This is a genomic window from Streptomyces glaucosporus (genome assembly GCF_039533345.1).
Classification (GTDB): Bacteria; Actinomycetota; Actinomycetes; order Streptomycetales; family Streptomycetaceae; genus Streptomyces; species Streptomyces glaucosporus.
In genome coordinates this window covers 77,194-97,284 of sequence record NZ_BAAATJ010000016.1, presented here as the reverse complement: position 1 = coordinate 97,284, position 20,091 = coordinate 77,194, and the positions used below count along the sequence as shown (strand labels likewise).

Genomic DNA, 20,091 nt, shown 5'->3' with positions numbered 1-20,091 from the left:
TCTCGCCCACGCTTCCCACCGGGGTCCGGGGGCGTTCCCCGCCCCCGGACCCCGGTGGGGGCCTCGCTATCCCGACCGGTCGGAGGGGACGTCCCCGCCGTCCGCCTTCCGCGCGTCCGCCTTCCGCGCGTCCGCGCGGCGTGCTCGCACCAGCAGGACGGCGGCCACGGCCACGGCGGTCCCGGTCAGCACCGCCGCGTCCGGCACCCCGCCGATCCAGCGCGTCACCCACTGCTGCAGCGCGAACTCCTGGTCGACATCGAGCAGTGAGGGCAGTGCGGAGGAGCCGTCGAAGAGCAGGAAGACGGCCCCCAGCAGGACGAAGAACAGCCCCGACAGCAGCGAGGTGCTGTGCGTCTCCAACGGCCCGATGCGCAGGGGGCGGCCGCGCAGCCACCGTCTGCGCCCCAGCTCGAAGCGGTCCCAGAACAGGGCCAGGGCGAACAGGGGCAGGGCCATGCCCAGCGCGTAGACGGCCAGCAGGGCACCGCCGTACCAGGGGTTGCCGCCGACGGCGGCGACGGTCAGGACGCCGCCGAGGACGGGACCGGCGCAGAAGCCGGCCAGTCCGTACACCGCCCCCAGGACCAGGACCGACAGGGGTGAGGAGGGCCGGACGCCGGCCGCCGCGGCCTGCATCCGGCGCGAGGCGAACCCCAGGCCCAGGATCTGGGCGACGCCGAGCGCGACGACGGTCCAGCCGGCGACGGTGACCAGCAGGTCGCGGTTGCCGTGGAACAGGCGGCCGGCGAAGGAACCGGCGGCGCCCAGCGGGACGAGGGTGAGGCACAGGCCGGCGTAGAACACCGCGGTGCGGCCGGACAGCCGGGCCGGGCTGTTGAAGGAGTAGGCGAAGAAGGCGGGCAGCAGCAAGGCGCTGCACGGACTGAGCAGGGCGAGCAGCCCGCCGGCGAACGCGGCGAGATATCCGATGTCGCTCACCTGCCGTGCTCCTCCGCGGCCCTCTTCGCCGCCTCGATCGCCTCGACGAAGACCTCGGTGGGCTGGGCGCCCAGGACGGGGCGGTCGTTGACCAGGAAGGCGGGGGTGCTGGTGACCCCGAGACCGTGGCCCTCCCGGACGTCCCGCTCGACCGCCTCGTCGGCGTCCGCGCTCTCCATGTCGGCGCGGAACCTCTCCAGGTCCTCCACACCGGCCTCGCGGGCCAGCTCCACGAGCTTCTCCCCGGCGAAGCGGCCGCTGTTCCTCCTGCGGTCCTCGCCGTAGGCGACCTCGTGGAACTCCCAGAACCGCCCCTGCCGCCCGGCGGCGTATCCGGCCCGCGCGGCGGCCTCGGACTCCTCGCCGAAGACCGGGAAGTCGCGCCACTCGATGCGCAGCACACCCGACTCGACGTACTTCTCGATCAGTTCCGGTGCGGTGTCGCGGGCGAACTTCCCGCAGAACGGGCACTGGAAGTCGGCGTACTCGATCAGCACCACGGGGGCGTCGGCCCGGCCGAGGGCGTTGGGATCGCCGTCCTCGCGACGGGCGAGGGCGAGTAGCGCCTCGTCGGGGGCCTGGGGGCTCTCGGAGGTCTCCGCGGGGGCGGCGGACCCGCCGCCGCTCCCGGAGTCCGGGGCGCCTCCCAGGGCGGACACCAGTCCGAGGACGAGGGCGAGGGCGAGGACGGCGACGGCGGCGGACACACCGCGCCCGCGGCGTGCGGACGCGCCGGCTGTGGTGGATGTGGTGGGCATGGCAAAGCTCCGGAAGGTCTGCGGCAGAACGGTCGTGGTGGGGACCGCGGGGCGAGGGGGGAGGGGGGCGTCAGGCCTCGGGGGCGGCGCCCCGGGCGGGGACCCGGCAGGCCACCTCACCGGCCAGCCGCTTCACCGCCGCCACGGCGAGCAGCGCCACCGAGGCGAGTGCCAGGAACGGCTGGAGGGGAGCCCAGACGGTGAGGGCGCCGGAGGTGCCCAGGGCCATGAGGACGAACTTGTTGCACACCGGGCAGCCGACGGCCAGGAAGGACAGCACGCCGCCGAACGTGCCCGTGCGGCTCGTCCGGGGGAGGGGGGTCCCGACGTAGGTGGCGATGACGATCCCGGCCAGTGCGGCGGTGGCGGCGAGCGCCGGATGGTTCCACCACAGCGTCGGCGTCATGCGGGAGAACAGCGGGTTGGGGATGACGGCGGTGGGCAGGCCCACGAGCAGGGCCGTCACGGTGGCACCGCCGAGGGCGGCGCCCCAGCGCGGCGGGGGCCACCCCGCCAGGGCGGTACCGGCCGTGCGCAGGGTGCGCGGGAGGGAGGAGAGCATGCGAGAGGATCCCGTCCTGTCGGAACGCGGGCCCGGAACGCCGGAGGACCGCGTGCGGATGGTGACGACGGAAAAGGGGAACGGCCGGAGACGGCCGGCCCCGGACGGGATCTAGATCCGCAGAACGGTGTGGGACGGCGGTGCGTGCGCGGGAGGAACGCCCCCCGAGCGCCGGTCCGCATGGACGTCCGGCGTCACGTGCGCGGTGCGGTCACGGGCGACGGAGGGCGTGGTGAGATCGCCGCTGCCGCCGCCCGGCGGGGCCTGCGGCTCGACGCCTCCGTCACGGCCGGAACACAGGGGCGCCCCGTCGTCGTCCCCGGCCGCGACGGCCTGCGCGGGCCCCGCGGAGGCGGGGGCCGAGGAGTGGAGGACGGCGGAGGCCGAGGGGACGGCCGTACCGTCCCCGGGGTCCGGGGACGCCGTGGGCCGGGCGCAGAACAGCGCCAACAAGGCGGTGAGGACCAGCACCAGTCCGCAGGCGGCCCGGGAGGAGGCGGGGACGCGGCGCAGATCCGGCGTCATCGTGCTCCCCTTCCCTGGGCTCCGATGGATGTGGAACACACGGCTCCACGGGCGTTCGACGGCAGCCTACCGGAGGTGCGGGCCACGGGCGGAAGGAGGGCACCGGGACGGGAGCGCCCACGTCCGGGCCGTCGGATGCGGCCCTTGCCGGACGGCGAACGGTCCAGCCCGTCCACGAGCGCGTGGCGGACCGGCACCGGGGCATCGCGTTCGGCAAGGTGGACACCGAGGTCCGGCCCGCGCGGCACGGCGGCGGCCGGCCGGGCACGCACCGAGTACGAGGAGCATGGAGAGACGATGGACAGCCGGGCGTGGGACGAGCGGTACGCGGCGGCCGGGACGGTGTGGGGGGAGGAGCCCAACCGCTGGGTGGTCCGGGAGACCGAGGGGCTCATGCCCGGGCGCGCGCTGGACCTGGCGGCGGGGGAGGGGCGCAACGCCCTCTGGCTGGCGGCCCGGGGATGGCGGGTGACCGCCGTCGACTTCTCCGCCGTCGCCCTCGAACACGGCCGGAGGCTGGCCGAGCGGCAGCCCGAGCAGATCCGCGACCGCCTCACCTGGGTCCTGGCGGACCTGACCGGCCACCGCCCCGAGGCCGGCGCGTTCGACCTGGTGCTGGTCGTCCACCTGCACCTGCCGGCCGGTGAACGGCGCGAGGTGCTGCGGCGCGCGGCGGCGGCCACGGCCCCCGGGGGAGTCCTGCTCGTCGTCGGGCACGACAGCGCGAACCTCACCGAGGGCGTGGGCGGGCCGCAGGACCCCGGCGTCCTGTTCACCCCCGGTGACGTGCTCGCCGACCTGGCCGGCCAGGGGCTGGAGACGGTGCGCGCCGAGAAGCTCCGCCACCCGGTGGCCGGGACCGGCGGAGGGACGGCACACGCGGTCGACGCCCTGGTGCGGCTGCGGCGTCCGGGCGCCGCCCGGCAGGGCTGAGCCGCCGGGCGGCGCGGCGTCCCGCCGCGGGGCGCGTCACCGGCCGACGGCGTCCAGCAGGCCCTGGACGTCGATCTTCTTCATGCCGAGCATGGCCTTCGTGGCCTTCTCCGCCGTCGCCCGGTCGGGGTCGCTCAGCAACTCGGTCAGCTTCCTGGGGACGATCTGCCAGGACAGGCCGTACCTGTCCTTCAGCCAGCCGCACGGCCCCTCCTCGCCGCCGTCGGTGAGCCTGGCCCACAGCTCGTCCACCTCGGCCTGGTCGGCGCAGTCCACCGAGAGCGAGACGGCCTCGGTGAACGTGAACTCCGGCCCGCCGTTGATGGCGACGAACTGCTGCCCGGCCAGCTCGAAGGTGACGGTCACGACCGTTCCCGGCTCGCCGGGGCCGGCCTCGGTGTAGCGCTGGACGTCGGTGATCCGGGAGTCGGGGAACAGGGAGGTGTAGAACTCGGCGGCCTCCTCGGCCTGGCCGTCGAACCACAGGTTGGTGGTGATCTTCTGCATGGTGGGCCTCCTGGCGGCCGGTTCCGAACGGTTCCGATGGGTGGACCGGCCGGGCGGCCGGAACTCATCGCTCCCCGTCCGGTGGACCGGAGCGCCTCACGCGTGCGCCGTCACCGCCCCGGCTCTCCGCGTCCGCCCCCGCCCGGCAGCGTCCCCAGGCCGGCGGCCTCCGCGAGCCCGGGCGGACCGGGCCGGGGGAGCACGGGCGCGTCCCCGTCCGGACAGTGCGAGGCCGCGCCCACGACGAGGGGGAGGGGACATCGCGGCGCGGCCTGCCGTCCGGATGCCCGGGTTCTCGCGCGTCACACCTGCCGGCGGGAAAAAAGACGGCTCCGGGTGCTTCCCGCCACCCGTAGGACGGGACCGCCCGCTCCGCGTCCGGCCGGTGACGGACGCTCACCACCCTGCTCGATCCCCCGCCGGGCCGGGGGCGAGGACGCCGGGGGCGGCGGGGCACTCCTATCCTGCTACGGGCAGGTGGAGAAGCGAGGACGGCCGTGCCCCGGTGCCGCCCCGCCAGGCGGACGGTCCGGACGGCGCGCGCGGTCCGGGCCCCTCGGCGACGTACGGAGTGTGCTCATGGCCCTGTGGGACCGTCTCAAGGAGTCGGCCCGGACGATGCAGACCGGGCTGGGGGCGAGGAGGGACGAGCTCAGGGGCGGCGCCTTCCGGGAAGCGAGCATGGCGATGTGCGCGCTGGTCGCGGCGGCGGACGGCACGGTCGACCCGGCCGAACGGCGGCGCGTCTCGTACCTGATCGAGCACAACGAGGTCCTGGGGAACTTCCCCGCCGACGAACTGGGCCGGCGCTTCGGGGAGTGGCTGGACCGGCTCGCCGCCGACCCCCGGGAGGGGAAGGAGAGCGCCCTGCGGGAGATCGCCAAGGTGCGGAGGAAGCCCGTCGAGGCCCGGGCCGTGATCCAGATCGGCATCGTCGTCGGCGGCTCGGACGGACACTTCGACCTCACCGAGCGGGCCGTGGTCGCCGAGGCGTGCCACGCGCTCGACCTGCCGCCCCACGAGTTCGACCTCTGAGCCGCCCCGCCGCGCGGGACGCTCCCGCGCGGCCGGCGGCCCGCCCGTCCCCCGCATGGTCCACCGCGCCGTTTCGCACCGTCTCTTCCGGGCACCTGGGGCGAACGGAAGAACAGTCAGCGAGGGACACATGCAGATCGGTTACAAGCTGGCGGCCGAGGCGTTCGGGCCCGCCGAACTCGTCCGGCAGGCGGTCCGGGCCGAACAGGCCGGGTTCGACTTCGTGGAGATCAGCGACCACTACCACCCGTGGCTGGACAACCAGGGCCACTCGCCGTTCGCCTGGACGGTCCTGGGCACCATCGCGGCGAAGACCGAGCGCATCGGGCTGGCGACCGGCGTGACCTGCCCGACCGTGCGCTACCACCCGGCGATCATCGCCCAGGCCGCCGCGACGCTCGCCCTGCTCTCGGAGGGCCGCTTCGTCCTCGGCGTCGGCTCCGGCGAGCGGCTCAACGAGCACGTCGTCGGCCGCGGCTTCCCCGATGTGAGGCTGCGCCACGAGATGCTCCGCGAGGCCCTGGAGATCATCCGGCTGCTGTGGCGCGGCGGGTACCAGTCCTACGAGGGCAAGCACCTGCGGCTGGAGGACGCGCGGGTCTTCGACCTCCCCGCCTCTCCGCCGCTGATCGCGGTGGCCGCCAGCGGCGGGCCCTCGGCGCGGATCGCCGCCGAACTCGGCGACGCCCTGTTCGCCACCGAGGACAAGCCGGAGATCGTGCGGCACTACCGGGAGGCGGGGGGTGCCGGCCCCCGCTACGCCGAGGTGCCCATGGCCTGGGCGCCCGACGAGCACACCGCCGCCCAGGCCGTCCTGGAGACCTCCCGGTGGGCCCTGACCGGGTGGAAGGTGATGAGCGAACTGCCCAATCCGGTCAACTTCGAGGCGGCCACCACCACCGTCCGCGAGGAGGACGTGAGGGAGAAGTTCGCCTGCGGCTCCGACCCGGAGCGCTTCGTCGAGGTGGCGCAGCGGTTCGTCGACGCGGGCTTCGACCGGCTGGTGATGCAGAACGCCGGCCCCGATCCCGACGGCTTCATGGAGTTCTACAGCGGCGAGCTGGACCGGCGGATCCGCGCCCTGACCCCGCGCGGCGGCGCGTCCTGAGCGTCCCGGCGTCCTGAGCGTCCCGCGGCGCGGCGGGACACGGCACGAGGAACACGGAAGGGGGCTCCCCGGACGGACCGGGGAGCCCCCTTCGGCCCGGACGGGCCCGGACGGTCAGGCGCGCCGGCCCGGCTCGGGCGCCGGCCGCGCCGACAGCGGCGCCGCGATGTCCTCCAGCGAGCGCCGCTCGGCCGGCACCGCCAGGAAGGCCGCCACCAGCCCGGCCAGGGTCATCAGGCTCGCGCCGATCTGGAAGGCGAGCACGGTGTCGGCGACGACGCCGGACTCGGTGAGCTCGGCGAAGATCAGCGGTCCGCTGATGCCGCCCGCGGCCGTGCCGATCGCGTAGAAGAAGGCGATCGCCATGGCGCGCGTCTCCATGGGGAAGATCTCGCTGACGGTCAGGTAGGCGGAACTGGCGCCGGCCGAGGCGAAGAAGAGCACCACGCACCAGCAGGCGGTGAGCGTGGCGGCGGTCAGCCGGCCGCTGTCGAAGAGCCAGGCGGTGCCGAACAGGAGTAGACCGGAGAGGACGTAGGTGCCGGAGATCATGATGCGGCGGCCCACGGTGTCGAAGAACCGGCCCAGCAGCAGCGGCCCGAAGAAGTTGCCGACGGCGATGACGGCGAAGTAGTAGCCGGTGGAGCCGGTGGGCACGTCGAAGAACCGGTGGAGGATCGCGCCGAATCCGAAGGTGATGGCGTTGTAGAGGAACGCCTGGCCGATGAAGAGGGCGAGCCCCAGTACGGCGCGCTTGCGGTAGTGGGAGAAGACCGTGTGCGCGATCGTCCCGAAGCCGATGCTCCTGCGCGTGTGGATGGTGATCTCGCCGGCGGGCGGGGGCAGCTCGGTGCCCTTCTCGGCGCGGATCTCCTCCTCGACCTCGCCCACCAGCTTCTCGGCCTTGTCGCCCTGCCCGTGGATGAACTGCCAGCGCGGGCTCTCGGGGACGTGGCGGCGCACCAGCAGGATGACCAGGCCGAAGACGACGCCGAGGGCGAAGGTCAGCCGCCAGCCGATGTCGGCGGGGAAGACGGAGGTGTCCAGCATGACGATGGACAGCAGCGAGCCGCCGACCGCGCCCAGCCAGAAGCTGCCGTTGATGATGAGGTCGATGCGGCCGCGGTACTTGGAGGGGATCAGCTCGTCGATCGCGGAGTTGATGGCCGCGTACTCGCCGCCGATGCCGAAGCCGGTCAGGAAGCGGCAGGCGAAGAACCACCAGCTGGAGAAGGACAGGGCGGTCAGCGCGGTGGCGCCCAGGTAGACGGCCAGGGTGATGATGAAGAGCTTCTTGCGGCCGTAGCGGTCGGTCAGCCAGCCGAAGAACAGCGCGCCCGAGCAGGCGCCCGCCACGTACAGGGCCGCCGCGATGCCCGTGACCTGGGCCGAGGTGATGGCGAGGCCGCTGCCCTCCTCCGCCAGCCGTCCGGCGATGTTGCCGACGACCGTGACCTCCAGGCCGTCGAGGATCCACACCGTGCCGAGCCCGATCACGATCATCCAGTGCCAGCGCGACCACGGCAGGCGGTCGAGCCGGGCCGGTACGGACGTCGTGACCACGCCCGTGCCGGCCGTTGCCTCCAGGGGGTCACTCGTCGCCATCGCCCACTCCCTTCAGCCCCTTTCGGCGTGAGGCCGGGGCCTGTGCCCCGGCGCGCGATGGTCAGCAGGTTCCCGGGGCCGGGCGGCCCACACCACCTGAACGGGTACGGGGGCCGGGAGGGGCGGGCGCGGCGGGGGCCGCCGCGGGCGTCACGGTGTCCGGACGGGGCCTCCGCCGGGGAGCGGACGGCTGAAGGCGTCGTGCAGCCGCCGGTGGCGCGCGGAGTCCTGCCACAGGTCGCCCCGCCGGGGGCGCTGGGCGTGCACGGCCCAGGCGACGGCGCACATGCCGGTGATCAACGGGATGAGCAGCCACACCATCGCGGCCACCGAGGTCTCCTTTCCCACAGGACCGGTGATCTTCGGCTTCAACGCTTTTCATATACATCACATAAGGGAAGTTGACAAACCCCGGCTCAAGGTCTAAGGCGGAAGGGGAACGGCCGGGTCCGGTAGCAGCCGGAGGGACACGGAAAGGAGGAGAATGGACAGGCCGCGGGCCCGGGGGCGGCACGGAGACCCGGACGGCCCGCCCGCCACGGTGTGACGCACGGCCGGCGCCGGAAACGGAACCGGAGAGGGAAGCTACGGAGAGCGAACGGTCCGGGAGGGGCCTTCCAGGGGGCGCCCCCGGAGCCGTCTGGAGGATGCCATGGCCCATTCCTGCGTTCTGCTCAAGCACGGCGAGGTGGTCCTCAAGGGCCGCAACCGCGGGCGCTTCGAGGAGCTGCTCCAGCGCAACCTGCGCACGGCGCTCGACGGGCTCGACGGCCCGGTGCGCATACGGACCAGCCGCAGCGTCACGGTGCTGACCGGCCCCGTCCCGGTGGAGCGGATGCTGGAACGGGTGCGGCGCGTGCCGGGGTTCAGCGTGATCCAGCCCGCCGTCGCGGTGGCCAAGGACCCCGAGGCCGTGGCGGACGCCGCCGTCGGCCTGCTGAGGGACCGCCCCGTGGGCGCCGGCTCCTTCGCGGTGCGGGCCAGGCGCCGCGACAAGGACTTCCCGATGCGGTCCGGCGAGCTCGCCGCCCTCGTCGGCGCCCGCGTCCAGCGGGAGCTGGGCCTGCCGGTGGACCTGACCTCCCCGTCGGTGGAGATCGCCGTCGAGGTCGACCGGAACGAGGTCTACCTGTCCGTCGAACGGCTCCCCGGACAGGGCGGCCTGCCCGTCGGCGCCAGCGGCCGCGCCGTGGTGCTCCTCTCCGGCGGCTACGACTCGCCCGTGGCCGCCCACCGCGCCATGCGGCGCGGACTGCGCTGCGACTTCGTGCACTTCACCGGCGCCCCCTACACCGGCCCCTCCTCCGCCTACAAGGCCTACGCCCTGGTGCGGGAGCTCACCCGGTACCAGCCGGACGCCCGGCTGCACATCGTGCCGCTCGGCACCGCGCAGCGGTCCCTGGCCACCGCCGGCGCGGGACGCCTCCAGGTGGTGGCGCAGCGGCGGCTGATGGTCCGGGTGGCCGGGGAACTGGCCCGCCGGACCGGCGCGCGGGCGCTGGTGACCGGCGACAGCCTCGGCCAGGTGGCCAGCCAGACCCTCTCCAACCTGGCCACCGTCGACCAGGCCAGCCCCCTGCCGGTGCTCCGCCCCCTGCTCGGCTGGGACAAGACCGAGATCATGGAGGAGGCCGAGAGGATCGGCACCGCCGGCATCTCGCGCCTCCCCGACGAGGACTGCTGCCGGCTGCTCGCCCCGCCGCGGGTCGCCACCGGCACCACGCCCGGGCAGTTCATACGGCTGGAGAACCGGCTCGACGTGGAGCGCACCGTCGGGGAACTGCTGGACCGCGCCCAGGTGATGCGCCCCGGCCGGGACGAGGGGGAGGACGGACGGGAGAACGCCGGCGCCGAGGACGTCCGGGCCGGGGCCGAGGACGTCCGGGCCGGGGCCGTGGCATGACGCCCCGGCGCCACCGCGTTGACCCTGATCCCGGCAGGGGCCAGGTCCAGGGCGGCGGCCCGGGTGAGCGCCTTCAGCGCCGCCTTGGACGTGCCGTACCCGATCTGGGAGGGGAGGGCGCGTGCGGCGTCGGTGGAGACGTTCACCACGCACGGGACCGCGCCGCCCCCGCCGGTCCGGTCCGGCCCCGTGCGCGGCGGGCGAGTTCGGCCGTCAGCAGGGCCGGGGCGACGGCGTTGACCCGGTGGTGGCGCTCCAGGCCGCCGGCGGTCAGCTCGGTGAGGGTGTCCGGGCTCTCGCAGTGCGCGGCGTTGTTCACCGGCACGTCGACCGGGCCCGGACGCTCCTCCACCTCGTCGAACAACCTCCGCGCCGCGTCCGGCCCGGCCGGGTCGGCGGCGACCGCGATCGCCCCGCCCAGCCCGGCGGTCAGCGCCCCGGCCGTCTCCGCGGCCGGGGCGGAGTGCTCCCACCGCACCCCCGGGGGCGGCGGGCCCTGGGCGGGCAGGTGGTGCACGGCCACGCGCGCGCCCTGGGCGGCGAAGGCGCGGGCGGTCGCCGCGCCGATTCCGGCGGCGGCGCCGGTGACGAGCACGATCCGTCCGGTGAGCCCGGGGTCGATCACGGGCACGGCCTCCGGGGCCGGGACCGTCTCCGTCAACCGGGTGCCGGCCGGTCCGCTCAGCCGAGCAGGGCGCGCAGCCACAGGTGCTCGCGCCGCTCGGTGTACTCGGCGTCGCGCCGCCAGACCTCGCCGTGGCCCTCCCGCCACAGCCGCGTCCACGGCTGGTTGCCCAGGGCGGCCTGGTCCCGCAGGAAGTCGTGCATCGCGCGGGCGCGGCGCCCCAGCAGCGGCACCAGACGGCGGCGCTCGTCCTCGTCCAGCCCGTAGGCGTCGGCCAGGACCCGCAGCCGCCGGCCGGCGTCCGCGCGCTGCCAGGCGGGGTGCGCCGACAGCGGGACGAAGGCGTGGGCGGCGTAGGCGAGGTCCTCCAGACGGGAACCCGGCCCGGCGCCGTCCCAGTCGATGAACACCCACCCCTCCCCGCCGTCGAACACCAGGTTCCACGGCGCCAGATCGTGATGGGCGATGATCCCGTCGCCCTCGGCCGGCAGGAGCCGCTGCCAGCGGGCTCCCGGCGGCGGGACGAAGTCCGCCACGGCGTCGTGGAACTCCCGCACCAGACGCGCGACACGGGCGAGCCGGCCGTCGGGGTCCAGCAGGGAGAAGCGGTCCGGCCACACCGTGGCGCCCGGCGCGAAGGTGAGCACCTCGCGCCCCTGCTCGTCGATGCCCAGCGGCCGGGGCGCCGCCCGGAAACCCGCCTCGTGCAGATGTGTCAGCAGGGCGTGGACGGCGGGCGTCCACGGACCCGCCGGACGGCGCACGGTGTCGCCCACGCGGACCACCCCGGCGCTCACGTTCCCCCCGGACAGCGGCTGCTCGCCGGACTGTTCGTCTGTGTCGCGCATGCCGCCCAGTGTCGCCGGACGACCCCCGCCGGCGCACCCGCATTAGGGTGTGGACGCCCGTGACGCCCCCGTCCGTGAGGAGCCCCCGCCGTGCAGCACCCGGAGCAGGACACGACCGCCGGCACACCCGTCTTCCCCGCCACCGGGCGGCGCGTCCTGGTCACCGGGGCCTCCCGGGGACTGGGCCGCGCGGTGGCCGAGGCGTTCGCCGCGAACGGGGACCGGGTGGCCGTCCACTACGGGAGCCGCAGGCGGGACGCCGAGACCGCCCTGGCCCGGCTGGCGGGCGACGGGCACGTGCTGCTCGGCGCGGACCTCGCCGACCCGCGGCGGACCGCGGAGCTGGCGGACGCGGCGGCCGAGGCGCTGGGCGGCATCGACGTCCTGGTGAACAACGCCGCGGTCAACACCCCGCACCCGCCCGCGAGCACGGGGTACGACGAGTGGTGCGCCGCCTGGCGGGAGCACACGGCCGTCAACCTGCTGGGCACCGCCCACCTCAGCCACGCCGTCGCCCACCGGATGATCGCTCAGGGCACCGGCGGGCGCATCGTCAACATCGGCTCCCGCGGGGCGTTCCGCGGCGAACCCGACCACCCCGCCTACGGCGCGACCAAGGCGGCGGTGCACGCGCTGGGCCAGTCCCTCGCCGTGGCCCTGGCCCCCCACGGCATCGCCGTGACCTCGGTGGCGCCCGGCTTCATCGACACCGACCGGGTCGCCCACCGGCTGACCGGGGCCGAGGGCGAGGCGATCCGCGCCCAGAGCCCCTACGGGCGGGTGGCCTCGCCGGAGGAGATCGCGGCGGCGGTGCTGTGGCTGGCGTCCCCGCAGGCCCAGTGGAGCGCGGGCGCGGTGCTGGACCTCAACGGCGCCTCCCACCTGCGGACCTGAGCCCGCGACCGCCGCGCCCGCCCGCCCGGGAGGTGCCGGACGGGCGGGCGGGCGCGAGGAGACGCGGGGAGCGGCCCCGGCGCGGGGTCAGGCGGCCCTGTCTCCGCGGCGGCCGAGGCCGAACAGGCCCAGGTCGATCGCCTCGGCCATCGCCGCGTGGCCGGCCGCGTTCGGGTGGTAGCAGTCGGCGCGGTAGGCGTCGCGGATCCGGGTCGGATCGGCCGGGTCCCTGACCGCGGCGTCGAAGTCGACGACGCCGTCGAACACCCCGCCGGTGCGGACGAACTCGTTCACCGCGAGCCGGTTGGCCTCCCTGGTGCTGTCCGCCGCGTTGCACATGGGCATCAGGGTCGCGCCGATCACCCTGACGCCGCGGGCGCGGGCCCGGTCGGCGATCTCCCGCATGGCGTCGATGACCTGCGACGCCGGCGCGGGTGGCGCGTGGTCGCCGCCGCCGAGGTCGTTGGTGCCCTCCAGGAGGATCAGATGGCGCACGCCGGCGAGGCCGAGGGCGTCGTGCTCCAGCCGGTCGAGGGCCGGGGGACCGCAGCACTGGCCCGTCGGGTCGTACGGGTTGGGCTGCCGGCTGACGGTGTTGCCGGAGATCCCGGCGTTGGCGACGGCCAGTTGCCTGCCCGGGGGCAGGGCGTTGATCCGCCGCGCCAGCAGGTCGGTCCAGCGGTCGCCGCCGCCCACCGCGTTGTGGCCGGTGGTGTTGGAGTCGCCCAGCGCCACGATGGTGCCCTTCGCGGGCGTGCGGCCGTCGACGACCTCCACCCACCACAACTGGCCCGGGTGGTAGCCCGGTTCGGCGGACAGCCCCCTGTCCTCCTCCGGGTAGGCGGCGTCGCCCGTGTCGCGGGTGTGGTCGCCGCCGAGCGAGAGGAAGCTGGCGGGCGGGTTGGGGGACGGCGGCGGGAAGGTGTGGTCGTTGACCGGCGCGCCCGGCGCGTACAGGCTGATCGCCAGGTTCTGCCGGGCCGCCACGCGCAGTGGCACCGGGTCGCTGTAGACGTGGCCGCCCGGCGGCACGGTGACCCGCGGCCGGCCCTGGAAGGTGAGGGTGCGCAGGGAACCGGGGACCAGATCGGCCTCGCCGACCGCGCGCTGCAGCCCGACCGTCGCCGAGCGGAACACCGCCGGGCGGTCGCCGTACGGGTTGCCGATCCGCACCCGCAGCGAGGAGGCCGCGACCGAGGCCCGGGCGATGTTCCGCACCGTCAGGTCGGGGGAGGTGCCGTGCGCCCCCTGGAGGCTCGCGCTCCAGACGGCGCTGCGGCCGGGCGGCGCGGCGGGACCGCCGCCCCGGGCGGCGGGCTCGGCCGCGGCGGCGGGGACGGCCGCCGCCGAGGCGATCAGCATGACGAGCGGGGCCAACCACGCGCCCGCACGGGCGCGCAACCCGCCGCGCCCCGGTGAAGATCCCACGAGCGTTCCTCCCGTTCGGCTGGTGCCGGTGCCGTGCGTGGACCGGGCGTCGAAGAGCCGGAGTCGTGCTGGTCTCCCCGCGGGTCGGGCAGGCGGGGGCGCGGGACGGGCGCGGGCCCCGGACCGGGTGCGCGCTCGTCCCCGCGGACGGTCCGCCCGTCGGGACGGATCGCGCCCCGCACGCTAGGGAGGGCCCCCGGCGGCGTCAACCCCGCGTCCGCGCGGCCGGGTCCGGGATCAGCCCCCGTCCAGCCCGTACACGCGCCGGGCGTTGTCCGCGCAGACCATGGCGGCCACCCGCTCGGCGTCGTCGTACGACCACAGCCCCTCGCCCGTCCAGCGCGACAGCACCCGGGTCAGGGCGGCGCGGAAGACGGCGGCCCCCACCACGTACAGCTCGGGCAGGCCGTAGGCGTCGGTGGAGAACAGCAGCTTGCCGAACGGGGTCAGCTCCATCGCCTCGGCCAGCACCTCGCCGGCCCGCGCGCCGGTGTGGTTCAGCGCCAGACCCACGTCGGCGTACACGTGCGGGTAGGCGTGCGCCAGATAGGCGGCGTGCCGGTGGTAGGGGTAGCCGTGCAGCAGGACCAGCGTGCAGCCGGTGGGACGGACGGCGCGCACGAAGTCGGTGAGCAGCAGCGGGTCGCAGCGGTCCAGCCGCAGGTCGGTGTCGCCGAACCCGGTGTGCAGCTGCAGCGGCAGCCCGGTCCGCGCGGCGGACCACAGCAGGTGGCGCAGCAGGACGGGGTCGGCGACCCGGCCGCCGGACTCCCGGTCCGCCAGCCAGCGGCCGGCCGCCTCCCGCGCCTCGGCGCCGGTGGGCGGCTCGGGGGCGAGGTCCAGCCCGTGGCGGTAGGCGGCCACCGACTTGAAGCCCACCGCGGTGCGCGCGGCCTCCGCCACCGCGCCGTCCAGGGCGTCCAGGAAGGACGTGACGCCGTCCGCGGCGTCGGCGGAGACCTCGGCCAGCCGCTCCAGCCGCACCACCTCGTGGGCGCGGGCGCCGCCCGCCGCCGCGAGCTCCTCCGGACCGGTCAGGTCGGCGGCCGGGCCGGTGTCCACCAGGTAGTCGCCGATGCCGTCCGAGCCCAGCAGCCGCCGCATGACCTCGTCCGCGCCCAGCTCCCGGCGCCGCTCCAGGTACTCCCCGGGCGGGCAGTGGACCTCCAGGTCCAGCAGCGGCGGGCACCAGCGGCGCACCGCGAAACCCAGCTGGGTGTCGAAGAACGTGGTGCCGGGTGCGGCCGGCTCGTCGGACTCCGTCAGGAACGACGCGAACGTCTCGTCGTCCGGGTCGCCGCGGACCACCCCGTGGCAGTGGTGGTCCACCAGCGGCGGCAGATCGGATGCCCCGGCCGTCATCAGTACCTCCCTCGGACCGCGGCCACGACGTCCTGCGGCGCGGTGTCACGGAACAGCTCGATCTCCGCCCGGCGCACGGCGGCGAACGCCTCGAACAGGGGGTCCCCCATGGCGGCGCGGAGCACCTCGGAGCGCTCGAAGTGCTCCAGCGCCTCGGCCGCCGAGGCGGGCAGCCGGGGCTGGTCGCCCCGCTCGGCGGGATCGCCGGCGACCGGCTCGGGCAGCGTGAGGCCGTCGGCGATCCCGGCCAGTCCGGCGGCGGTGACGCAGCCGGTCACCAGATAGGGGTTGGCCGTGGCGTCGAAGCACTTGACCTCGGCGTTCGCGCCGCCGGGGTCGTCCGGCGCCCCGGTGATGAAGCGGAGGGCGGCCTCGCGGTTCTCCAGCCCCCAGCACCGGAACACCCCCGCCCAGCGGGAGGGCTCCAGCCGCAGGTGGCCGGCGGGGGTGGGGGCTCCGACGGCCAGCAGCGCGGGCAGCTCCCGCAGCACCCCGGCCAGGAACGCCTGGCACTCCGCCGTCATGCCGAAGGGGCCCTCGCCGCCCCGGCACAGGTTCCTCCCCTCCCGCCACAGGCTCAGGTGGAGGTGGCGGCCGTTGCCGACCCTGCCGACCTCGGCGACGGGAGCGAACGAGGGGACCAGCCCGTGCCGCACCGACACCGCCCGGACCGTCTCCCGCACCAGCACGGCCAGGTCGGCGGCCCCGACCGGGTCCGAGGGCGCGGTGGACACCTCGAACTGCCCCGGCGAGTACTCCGGATGGAGCTGGAGGACGTCGACGTGCTCGTCGAGGAGGGCGGCGAGGACGTCGCCGAGGTAGCCGGACAGCTCCACCACGCGGGCCATCCCGTACGCCGGGCCGGAGCCCGGACGGCGGACCTCCCGGACGTCCTCCCCGGGCCCCGCCCCCGAGGCGTCGCGGCGCAGGACGGTCCACTCGGTCTCGAAGCCCATCCGCAGCTCCAGCCCCAGGGCCTCGGCCCGCGCGGCCTCGCGCCGGGCGAAGAGCCGCTGGCAGGCGGGGTACGGCTCGCCGTCCTGGGTGTACCGGTCGACGGGGGCCCACGCCCAGCCGGGCTGCCCGGCCAGCGCCGTCAGCCGGTCCAGGTCGGGGAACAGGCGCAGGTCGCCGCAGGGGCCGCCGATGTGGCGGCTGGTGGTGGCCGAGTCGTCGACGGCGTAGACGTCGAAGACGGGCGACATGCCCACGCCCCAGCGCGCCGCGTGCGCGAGCTGGGAGACGGGCACGGTCTTGGCGCGGGTGATCCCCGCGTTGTCCACCCAGGTGAGGGCGATGCCGCGGACGCCCTCCGACCTCAGCCGGGCGGCCTCGTGCCGGGCGTCCTGCTGCGCCCTCTCGCGCGCCGCCGCCCCCGTCTCCATGGCTCCTCCTTCGCGCCCGTCCCGGACCGGCCGGTCCGGGACGGCCGTGGGGCGATCATGCCGCAGCGGGCGGGCGGCGGGATCCGCCGTCGGCGGCGCGGCCGGGGGAAGGCACCCGATCGGGGGGCGGGCCCGCGCCCCGCGGCGGCACACCGCGTACGGTGCGGGAGGGGCCGCCGCCCGCGGGCCCCGCCGCACACCGTCCGCCGCCGTACGAGGGACCGCCGCCCGCCATGACCGCCGTCCACCGCCACACCGGGCTCGTCTGCACCGACCACACCCTCGAGGTCCCCCTGGACCACGCACGCCCGGACGGGGAGACGATCACCCTGTTCGCCCGCGAGGTGGTCGCCGCCGGGCGGGAGGGGGAGGACCTGCCCCGGCTGCTGTGGCTCCAGGGCGGCCCCGGCCACCGCGCCGAACGCCCCCACGCCCCCGGCGCCTGGCTGCGCGCGGCGCTGCGCGACCACCGCGTGGTCCTGATGGACCAGCGCGGCACGGGACGCAGCACCCCCGCCGACCGCCGCACCCTCGCCGTCCACCCCGACGCCGGAGCCGCCGCCGCCCACCTCGCGCACTTCCGCGCCGACTCGATCGTCCGCGACGCCGAACTGCTGCGCCGGCACCTGGCCGCCGACGGCGAGGAGGACCGCCCCTGGACGGTGCTCGGCCAGAGCTTCGGCGGCTTCTGCGTCCTGACCTACCTCTCCCTGGCGCCCGAGGGGGTGGAGAAGGCGATGATCGCCGGCGGCCTGCCCTCCCTCACCGCGCACGCCGACGACGTCTACCGCGCCGCCTGGGCCCGCGTCCTGGACCACAACGAGCGCTACTTCGCCCGCTACCCCGGCGACCAGCGCCTCGCCGACGCGATCGCCGCCCATCTGGCCGAGCACGAGGTGCGCATGCCCACCGGGGAGCGCCTGACCGTGCGCCGCTTCCAGACCCTGGGCATGCTCCTCGGCGCCACCGCGACGTTCGACGGCCTCCACTACCTGCTGGAGACCGCGTTCGTGCCCGGCCGCCGCGGGCCGGAGCTCTCCGACACCTTCCTGCGCGGCGTGGAGTCCGCCGTCTCCTTCGCCGAGCACCCCCTGTACGCCGTCCTCCACGAGGCCATCTACGCCCAGGGCGGCCGGCCCACCGCCTGGTCCGCGCACCGGACGCGCGAGGAGTTCCCCGCCTTCGACGCCTCATCCGGCGGACCGCTGCGCCTCACCGGCGAGATGGTCTTCCCCTGGCACTTCGAGGAGGACCCGGCGCTGGTGCCGCTGCGGGAGGCCGCCCACCTGCTCGCCGAACGCGCGGACTGGCCCCCGCTGTACGACCCCGACCGGCTGGCGGACAACCGGGTGCCGGTCGTGGCCGCCGTCTACCACGACGACATGTACGTCGACCGGGAGCACTCCCTGCGCACCGCCGCGCACGTCCGAGGACTGCGTCCCTGGATCACCAACGCCCACGCCCACGACGGCATACGGGTGGACGCCGCCGTCTTCGACCGGCTGCTGGCCATGGTGCGGGGAGAGGTCTGAGACCGGACCGGCATCCACCCGGACATCCCTTTCGTCCCTCCCTGCGGACAGCGGAGACGATCGAGCGGCACGGTCCCCCGGCGCTTCGCCTTCTCCTCGCCCGGAGTTCAGCTCCGCCCGCCAGTGTCATGCACGCGGACGGGCGGACCGCCCCGTTCCGCACACCAGTCGACGGAACGTCAGACAAAGACCGACGGAGGTGTCAGGAGCAGTGTCACTCACTCGCCCCACGTCCAGGCCGGTACGCACCGCACTCGCGGCGCTCGGCGCGGCGGCGCTCGCGGGTTCCGCGCTCGCCGCCGCGGCCGTGCCGACGGCGGCGGCCGCCCCCGCGACCGCCGCCGCCCCGGCCGACAGGAACGACTGGAACGCCGACGCCTACCGGGGCGGAGTGGAGGTCGTGCCGGGCGACGGCAAGGGGAAGGACAGGCGGACGCTCACCGGCCGGGTCTTCCTCGACGCCGACCGCGACAGCAGCAGCGACCGCCGCGAGCGCGGTGTGGCCGGAGTGCTGGTCTCCAACGGCCGCGACGTGGTCACCACCGACCGCCAGGGCCGCTACGAGCTGCCGGCCTACGACAACATGACCGTCTTCGTCACCCAGCCGGCCGGCTACCAGGTGCCCGTCGACGAGCACAACATCGCGCAGTTCCACTACAACCACCTGCCCGCCGGATCCCCCGAGCTGCGCTACGGCGGCATCGAGCCCACCGGCCCGCTCCCGGAGGCCGTGAACTTCCCCCTGGTCAAGAGCAGGCTCACCCAGAGCCGCGAGCAGGACTGCGTCATCGCCGGCGACCTCCAGACGTACGACAAGGAGGAGGTCGGCTACGCCCGCGCCGGAGCCATCGCCGACCTGGCGAAGCGCCGCGACTACGCGGGCTGCGGCGCCCTGTTCATCGGCGACGTGGTCGGCGACGACCTCTCCCTCTACCCGGACGTCAAGAACCTGGCCGGGGAACTCAACGGCCCGGTGCGCTTCCTGCCCGGCAACCACGACCTGGACTACGACGCCACGACCCCCGAGCACTCCTTCGACACCTTCCGGGCCCAGCTCGCCCCGGCCTACTACTCCTACGACGTCGGCCGGACCCACGTCATCGCCCTCAACACCGTCCGCTACCCGTGCACCCCGGACGTCGACAACGCCGACGGGCAGCGCCCCAACTGCAACGACCCGCGGAAGAGCCCCTCCTACAACGGCCGCCTCGACGAGAACCAGCTCAAGTGGCTGGAGCGCGACCTGGCGAAGGTCCCCTCGGACAGGCTGATCGTCGTGGCCGGGCACATCCCCCTGCTCACCTTCGCCGACGAGGGCAGCGCCCGGCACCAGGTCGACCAGGTCCGCGAGATCTACGAGCTGCTGGAGGGCCGCAAGGCCGTCTCCGTGGCCGGCCACACCCACTCGATCGAGAACATGAAGACCGGCGACCTGTTCAAGGGCTGGCGCGACATCTTCGGCGTCGAGGGCCTGCCCTTCCCGCACATCACCGCCGGCGCCGTCTCCGGCGACTGGTACTCCGGCAGGCTGACCGACAAGGGCTACCCGGTCGCCGTCGGCCGCGACGGCGCACGCCCGGGCGTCCTGACGCTGGAGATCAAGGGCAACTCCTTCAAGGAGCGCTTCACCGTCACCGGTGAGAAGGACGACGTCCAGATGCAGCTGGGCGTCAACTCGCCCACCTACCGCACGTGGTACGCCGACCGCCAGGCCTGGAACAAGAGCAAGCAGGGCCCGGCCCCCGAACTCGCCGACACCCGTGTGGTCACCAGGGACGACCTGACCGGCACCACCTGGCTGACCGCCAACTTCTGGATGGGCTCCACCGGTTCGAAGGTGAAGGTCTCCCTCGACGGCGGCCGGGCCCGCGAGGCCGTGCGCACCCAGCAGGCCAGGGGCGAGGACCAGCTCGTCGGCCCGGAGTGGTCCGACCCGCACGCGGTCGCCCAGCAGCTCGTCCACGGCGGCAGCGTGGCCGACCGGACGATGCACCTGTGGCGGTTCGAACTGCCCGCCGACCTCGAGCCCGGAACCCACCGCGCCAAGGTGACCGCGACCGACGCCCACGGCCGCACCTTCACCGACACGCTGGAGTTCACGGTGGCCGACGAGCGCTGACCCGCGCCCCGGCCCCTGCC

Annotated in this window: 19 protein-coding genes and 1 pseudogene; 7 read left to right on the top strand and 13 right to left on the bottom strand. The window is 75.2% G+C overall.

Features of this window, described 5'->3' with window-relative positions; translation table 11 throughout:
- Window positions 1-66: 66 nt before the first annotated feature.
- The 4 genes from ABD358_RS17735 to ABD358_RS17720 form a co-directional block, all read right to left on the bottom strand.
- Window positions 67-942, bottom strand: coding sequence for a cytochrome c biogenesis CcdA family protein (locus ABD358_RS17735; RefSeq protein ID WP_344632027.1), 876 nt, complete (start codon window positions 940-942; stop codon window positions 67-69).
- Window positions 939-1,700, bottom strand: a complete 762-nt coding sequence (locus tag ABD358_RS17730) for a DsbA family protein (protein WP_344632026.1) — start codon at window positions 1,698-1,700, stop codon at window positions 939-941. The genes ABD358_RS17735 and ABD358_RS17730 overlap by 4 nt, the downstream gene beginning before the upstream one ends.
- A 70-nt stretch (window positions 1,701-1,770) precedes the next feature.
- Window positions 1,771-2,262 carry a hypothetical protein gene (locus ABD358_RS17725; protein WP_344632025.1) on the bottom strand — a complete coding sequence of 164 codons (492 nt, stop codon included), beginning with the start codon at window positions 2,260-2,262 and terminating at the stop codon, window positions 1,771-1,773.
- A 111-nt stretch (window positions 2,263-2,373) separates the two neighbouring features.
- On the bottom strand, window positions 2,374-2,787 hold the full coding sequence (locus ABD358_RS17720; RefSeq protein ID WP_344632024.1) for a hypothetical protein: 414 nt from the start codon (window positions 2,785-2,787) through the stop codon (window positions 2,374-2,376).
- Window positions 2,788-3,084: 297 nt separating this feature from the next.
- Here ABD358_RS17720 and ABD358_RS17715 point away from each other — a divergent pair, with 297 nt between their 5' ends.
- Complete coding sequence (locus ABD358_RS17715) at window positions 3,085-3,720, top strand: class I SAM-dependent methyltransferase (protein ID WP_344632023.1); 636 nt, start codon at window positions 3,085-3,087, stop codon at window positions 3,718-3,720.
- A 36-nt stretch (window positions 3,721-3,756) separates the two neighbouring features.
- Here the strand turns inward: ABD358_RS17715 and ABD358_RS17710 are convergent, their stop codons facing one another.
- A complete protein-coding gene (locus tag ABD358_RS17710; protein ID WP_344632022.1) occupies window positions 3,757-4,227 on the bottom strand; it encodes a VOC family protein in 471 nt (156 codons plus the stop codon).
- Window positions 4,228-4,806: 579 nt separating this feature from the next.
- On the opposite strand from ABD358_RS17710, the gene ABD358_RS17705 reads away from it, so the two are divergent.
- Window positions 4,807-5,262 carry a tellurite resistance TerB family protein gene (locus tag ABD358_RS17705; RefSeq protein ID WP_344632021.1) on the top strand — a complete coding sequence of 152 codons (456 nt, stop codon included), beginning with the start codon at window positions 4,807-4,809 and terminating at the stop codon, window positions 5,260-5,262.
- Window positions 5,263-5,392: 130 nt separating this feature from the next.
- Window positions 5,393-6,370 carry a TIGR03557 family F420-dependent LLM class oxidoreductase gene (locus tag ABD358_RS17700; protein ID WP_344632020.1) on the top strand — a complete coding sequence of 326 codons (978 nt, stop codon included), beginning with the start codon at window positions 5,393-5,395 and terminating at the stop codon, window positions 6,368-6,370.
- A gap of 114 nt (window positions 6,371-6,484) precedes the next feature.
- Here ABD358_RS17700 and ABD358_RS17695 read toward each other — a convergent pair whose 3' ends face one another.
- Both ABD358_RS17695 and ABD358_RS17690 read right to left on the bottom strand, forming a co-directional pair.
- Window positions 6,485-7,975, bottom strand: coding sequence for an MFS transporter (locus ABD358_RS17695; protein ID WP_344632019.1), 1,491 nt, complete (start codon window positions 7,973-7,975; stop codon window positions 6,485-6,487).
- Between the two features lie 150 nt (window positions 7,976-8,125).
- A complete protein-coding gene (locus ABD358_RS17690; RefSeq protein ID WP_344632018.1) occupies window positions 8,126-8,305 on the bottom strand; it encodes a hypothetical protein in 180 nt (59 codons plus the stop codon).
- A 322-nt stretch (window positions 8,306-8,627) separates the two neighbouring features.
- Between ABD358_RS17690 and thiI the strand changes: the two genes are divergently transcribed.
- Window positions 8,628-9,878, top strand: coding sequence for a tRNA uracil 4-sulfurtransferase ThiI (gene thiI, locus ABD358_RS17685; protein ID WP_344632017.1), 1,251 nt, complete (start codon window positions 8,628-8,630; stop codon window positions 9,876-9,878).
- Window positions 9,879-9,907: 29 nt separating this feature from the next.
- Here the strand turns inward: thiI and ABD358_RS17680 are convergent.
- The 3 genes and pseudogenes from ABD358_RS17680 to ABD358_RS17670 form a co-directional block, all read right to left on the bottom strand.
- Window positions 9,908-10,024 (bottom strand): annotated as a pseudogene (locus ABD358_RS17680) (SDR family NAD(P)-dependent oxidoreductase); the annotation flags it as partial.
- Window positions 10,021-10,503 (bottom strand): SDR family NAD(P)-dependent oxidoreductase, encoded by a 483-nt coding sequence (locus tag ABD358_RS17675; RefSeq protein ID WP_344632016.1) that lies wholly within the window; start codon window positions 10,501-10,503, stop codon window positions 10,021-10,023. The pseudogene ABD358_RS17680 and the gene ABD358_RS17675, both read right to left, overlap by 4 nt.
- Window positions 10,504-10,559: 56 nt before the next feature.
- On the bottom strand, window positions 10,560-11,351 hold the full coding sequence (locus ABD358_RS17670; protein ID WP_344632015.1) for a phosphotransferase enzyme family protein: 792 nt from the start codon (window positions 11,349-11,351) through the stop codon (window positions 10,560-10,562).
- Between the two features lie 90 nt (window positions 11,352-11,441).
- Here ABD358_RS17670 and ABD358_RS17665 point away from each other — a divergent pair, with 90 nt between their 5' ends.
- Entirely contained in the window at window positions 11,442-12,245 is an 804-nt protein-coding gene (locus tag ABD358_RS17665; RefSeq protein WP_344632014.1) for an SDR family NAD(P)-dependent oxidoreductase, read from the top strand.
- An 87-nt stretch (window positions 12,246-12,332) separates the two neighbouring features.
- Here ABD358_RS17665 and ABD358_RS17660 read toward each other — a convergent pair whose 3' ends face one another.
- From ABD358_RS17660 to ABD358_RS17650, 3 genes are all read right to left on the bottom strand, one after another.
- Window positions 12,333-13,673, bottom strand: a complete 1,341-nt coding sequence (locus ABD358_RS17660) for a GDSL-type esterase/lipase family protein (protein ID WP_344632013.1) — start codon at window positions 13,671-13,673, stop codon at window positions 12,333-12,335.
- 237 nt (window positions 13,674-13,910) lie between these two features.
- Window positions 13,911-15,035 (bottom strand): amidohydrolase family protein, encoded by a 1,125-nt coding sequence (locus tag ABD358_RS17655; RefSeq protein ID WP_344632012.1) that lies wholly within the window; start codon window positions 15,033-15,035, stop codon window positions 13,911-13,913.
- Entirely contained in the window at window positions 15,035-16,420 is a 1,386-nt protein-coding gene (locus ABD358_RS17650) for a type I glutamate--ammonia ligase (RefSeq protein ID WP_344632011.1), read from the bottom strand. The genes ABD358_RS17655 and ABD358_RS17650 overlap by 1 nt, the downstream gene beginning before the upstream one ends.
- 233 nt (window positions 16,421-16,653) lie before the next feature.
- Between ABD358_RS17650 and ABD358_RS17645 the strand changes: the two genes are divergently transcribed.
- The gene (locus tag ABD358_RS17645) at window positions 16,654-17,952 is read left to right on the top strand and encodes an alpha/beta fold hydrolase (RefSeq protein WP_344632010.1); all 1,299 of its coding nucleotides are present in this window, start codon (window positions 16,654-16,656) and stop codon (window positions 17,950-17,952) included.
- Window positions 17,953-18,163: 211 nt separating this feature from the next.
- Complete coding sequence (locus tag ABD358_RS17640; RefSeq protein ID WP_344632009.1) at window positions 18,164-20,071, top strand: calcineurin-like phosphoesterase C-terminal domain-containing protein; 1,908 nt, start codon at window positions 18,164-18,166, stop codon at window positions 20,069-20,071.
- Window positions 20,072-20,091 lie beyond the last annotated feature (20 nt).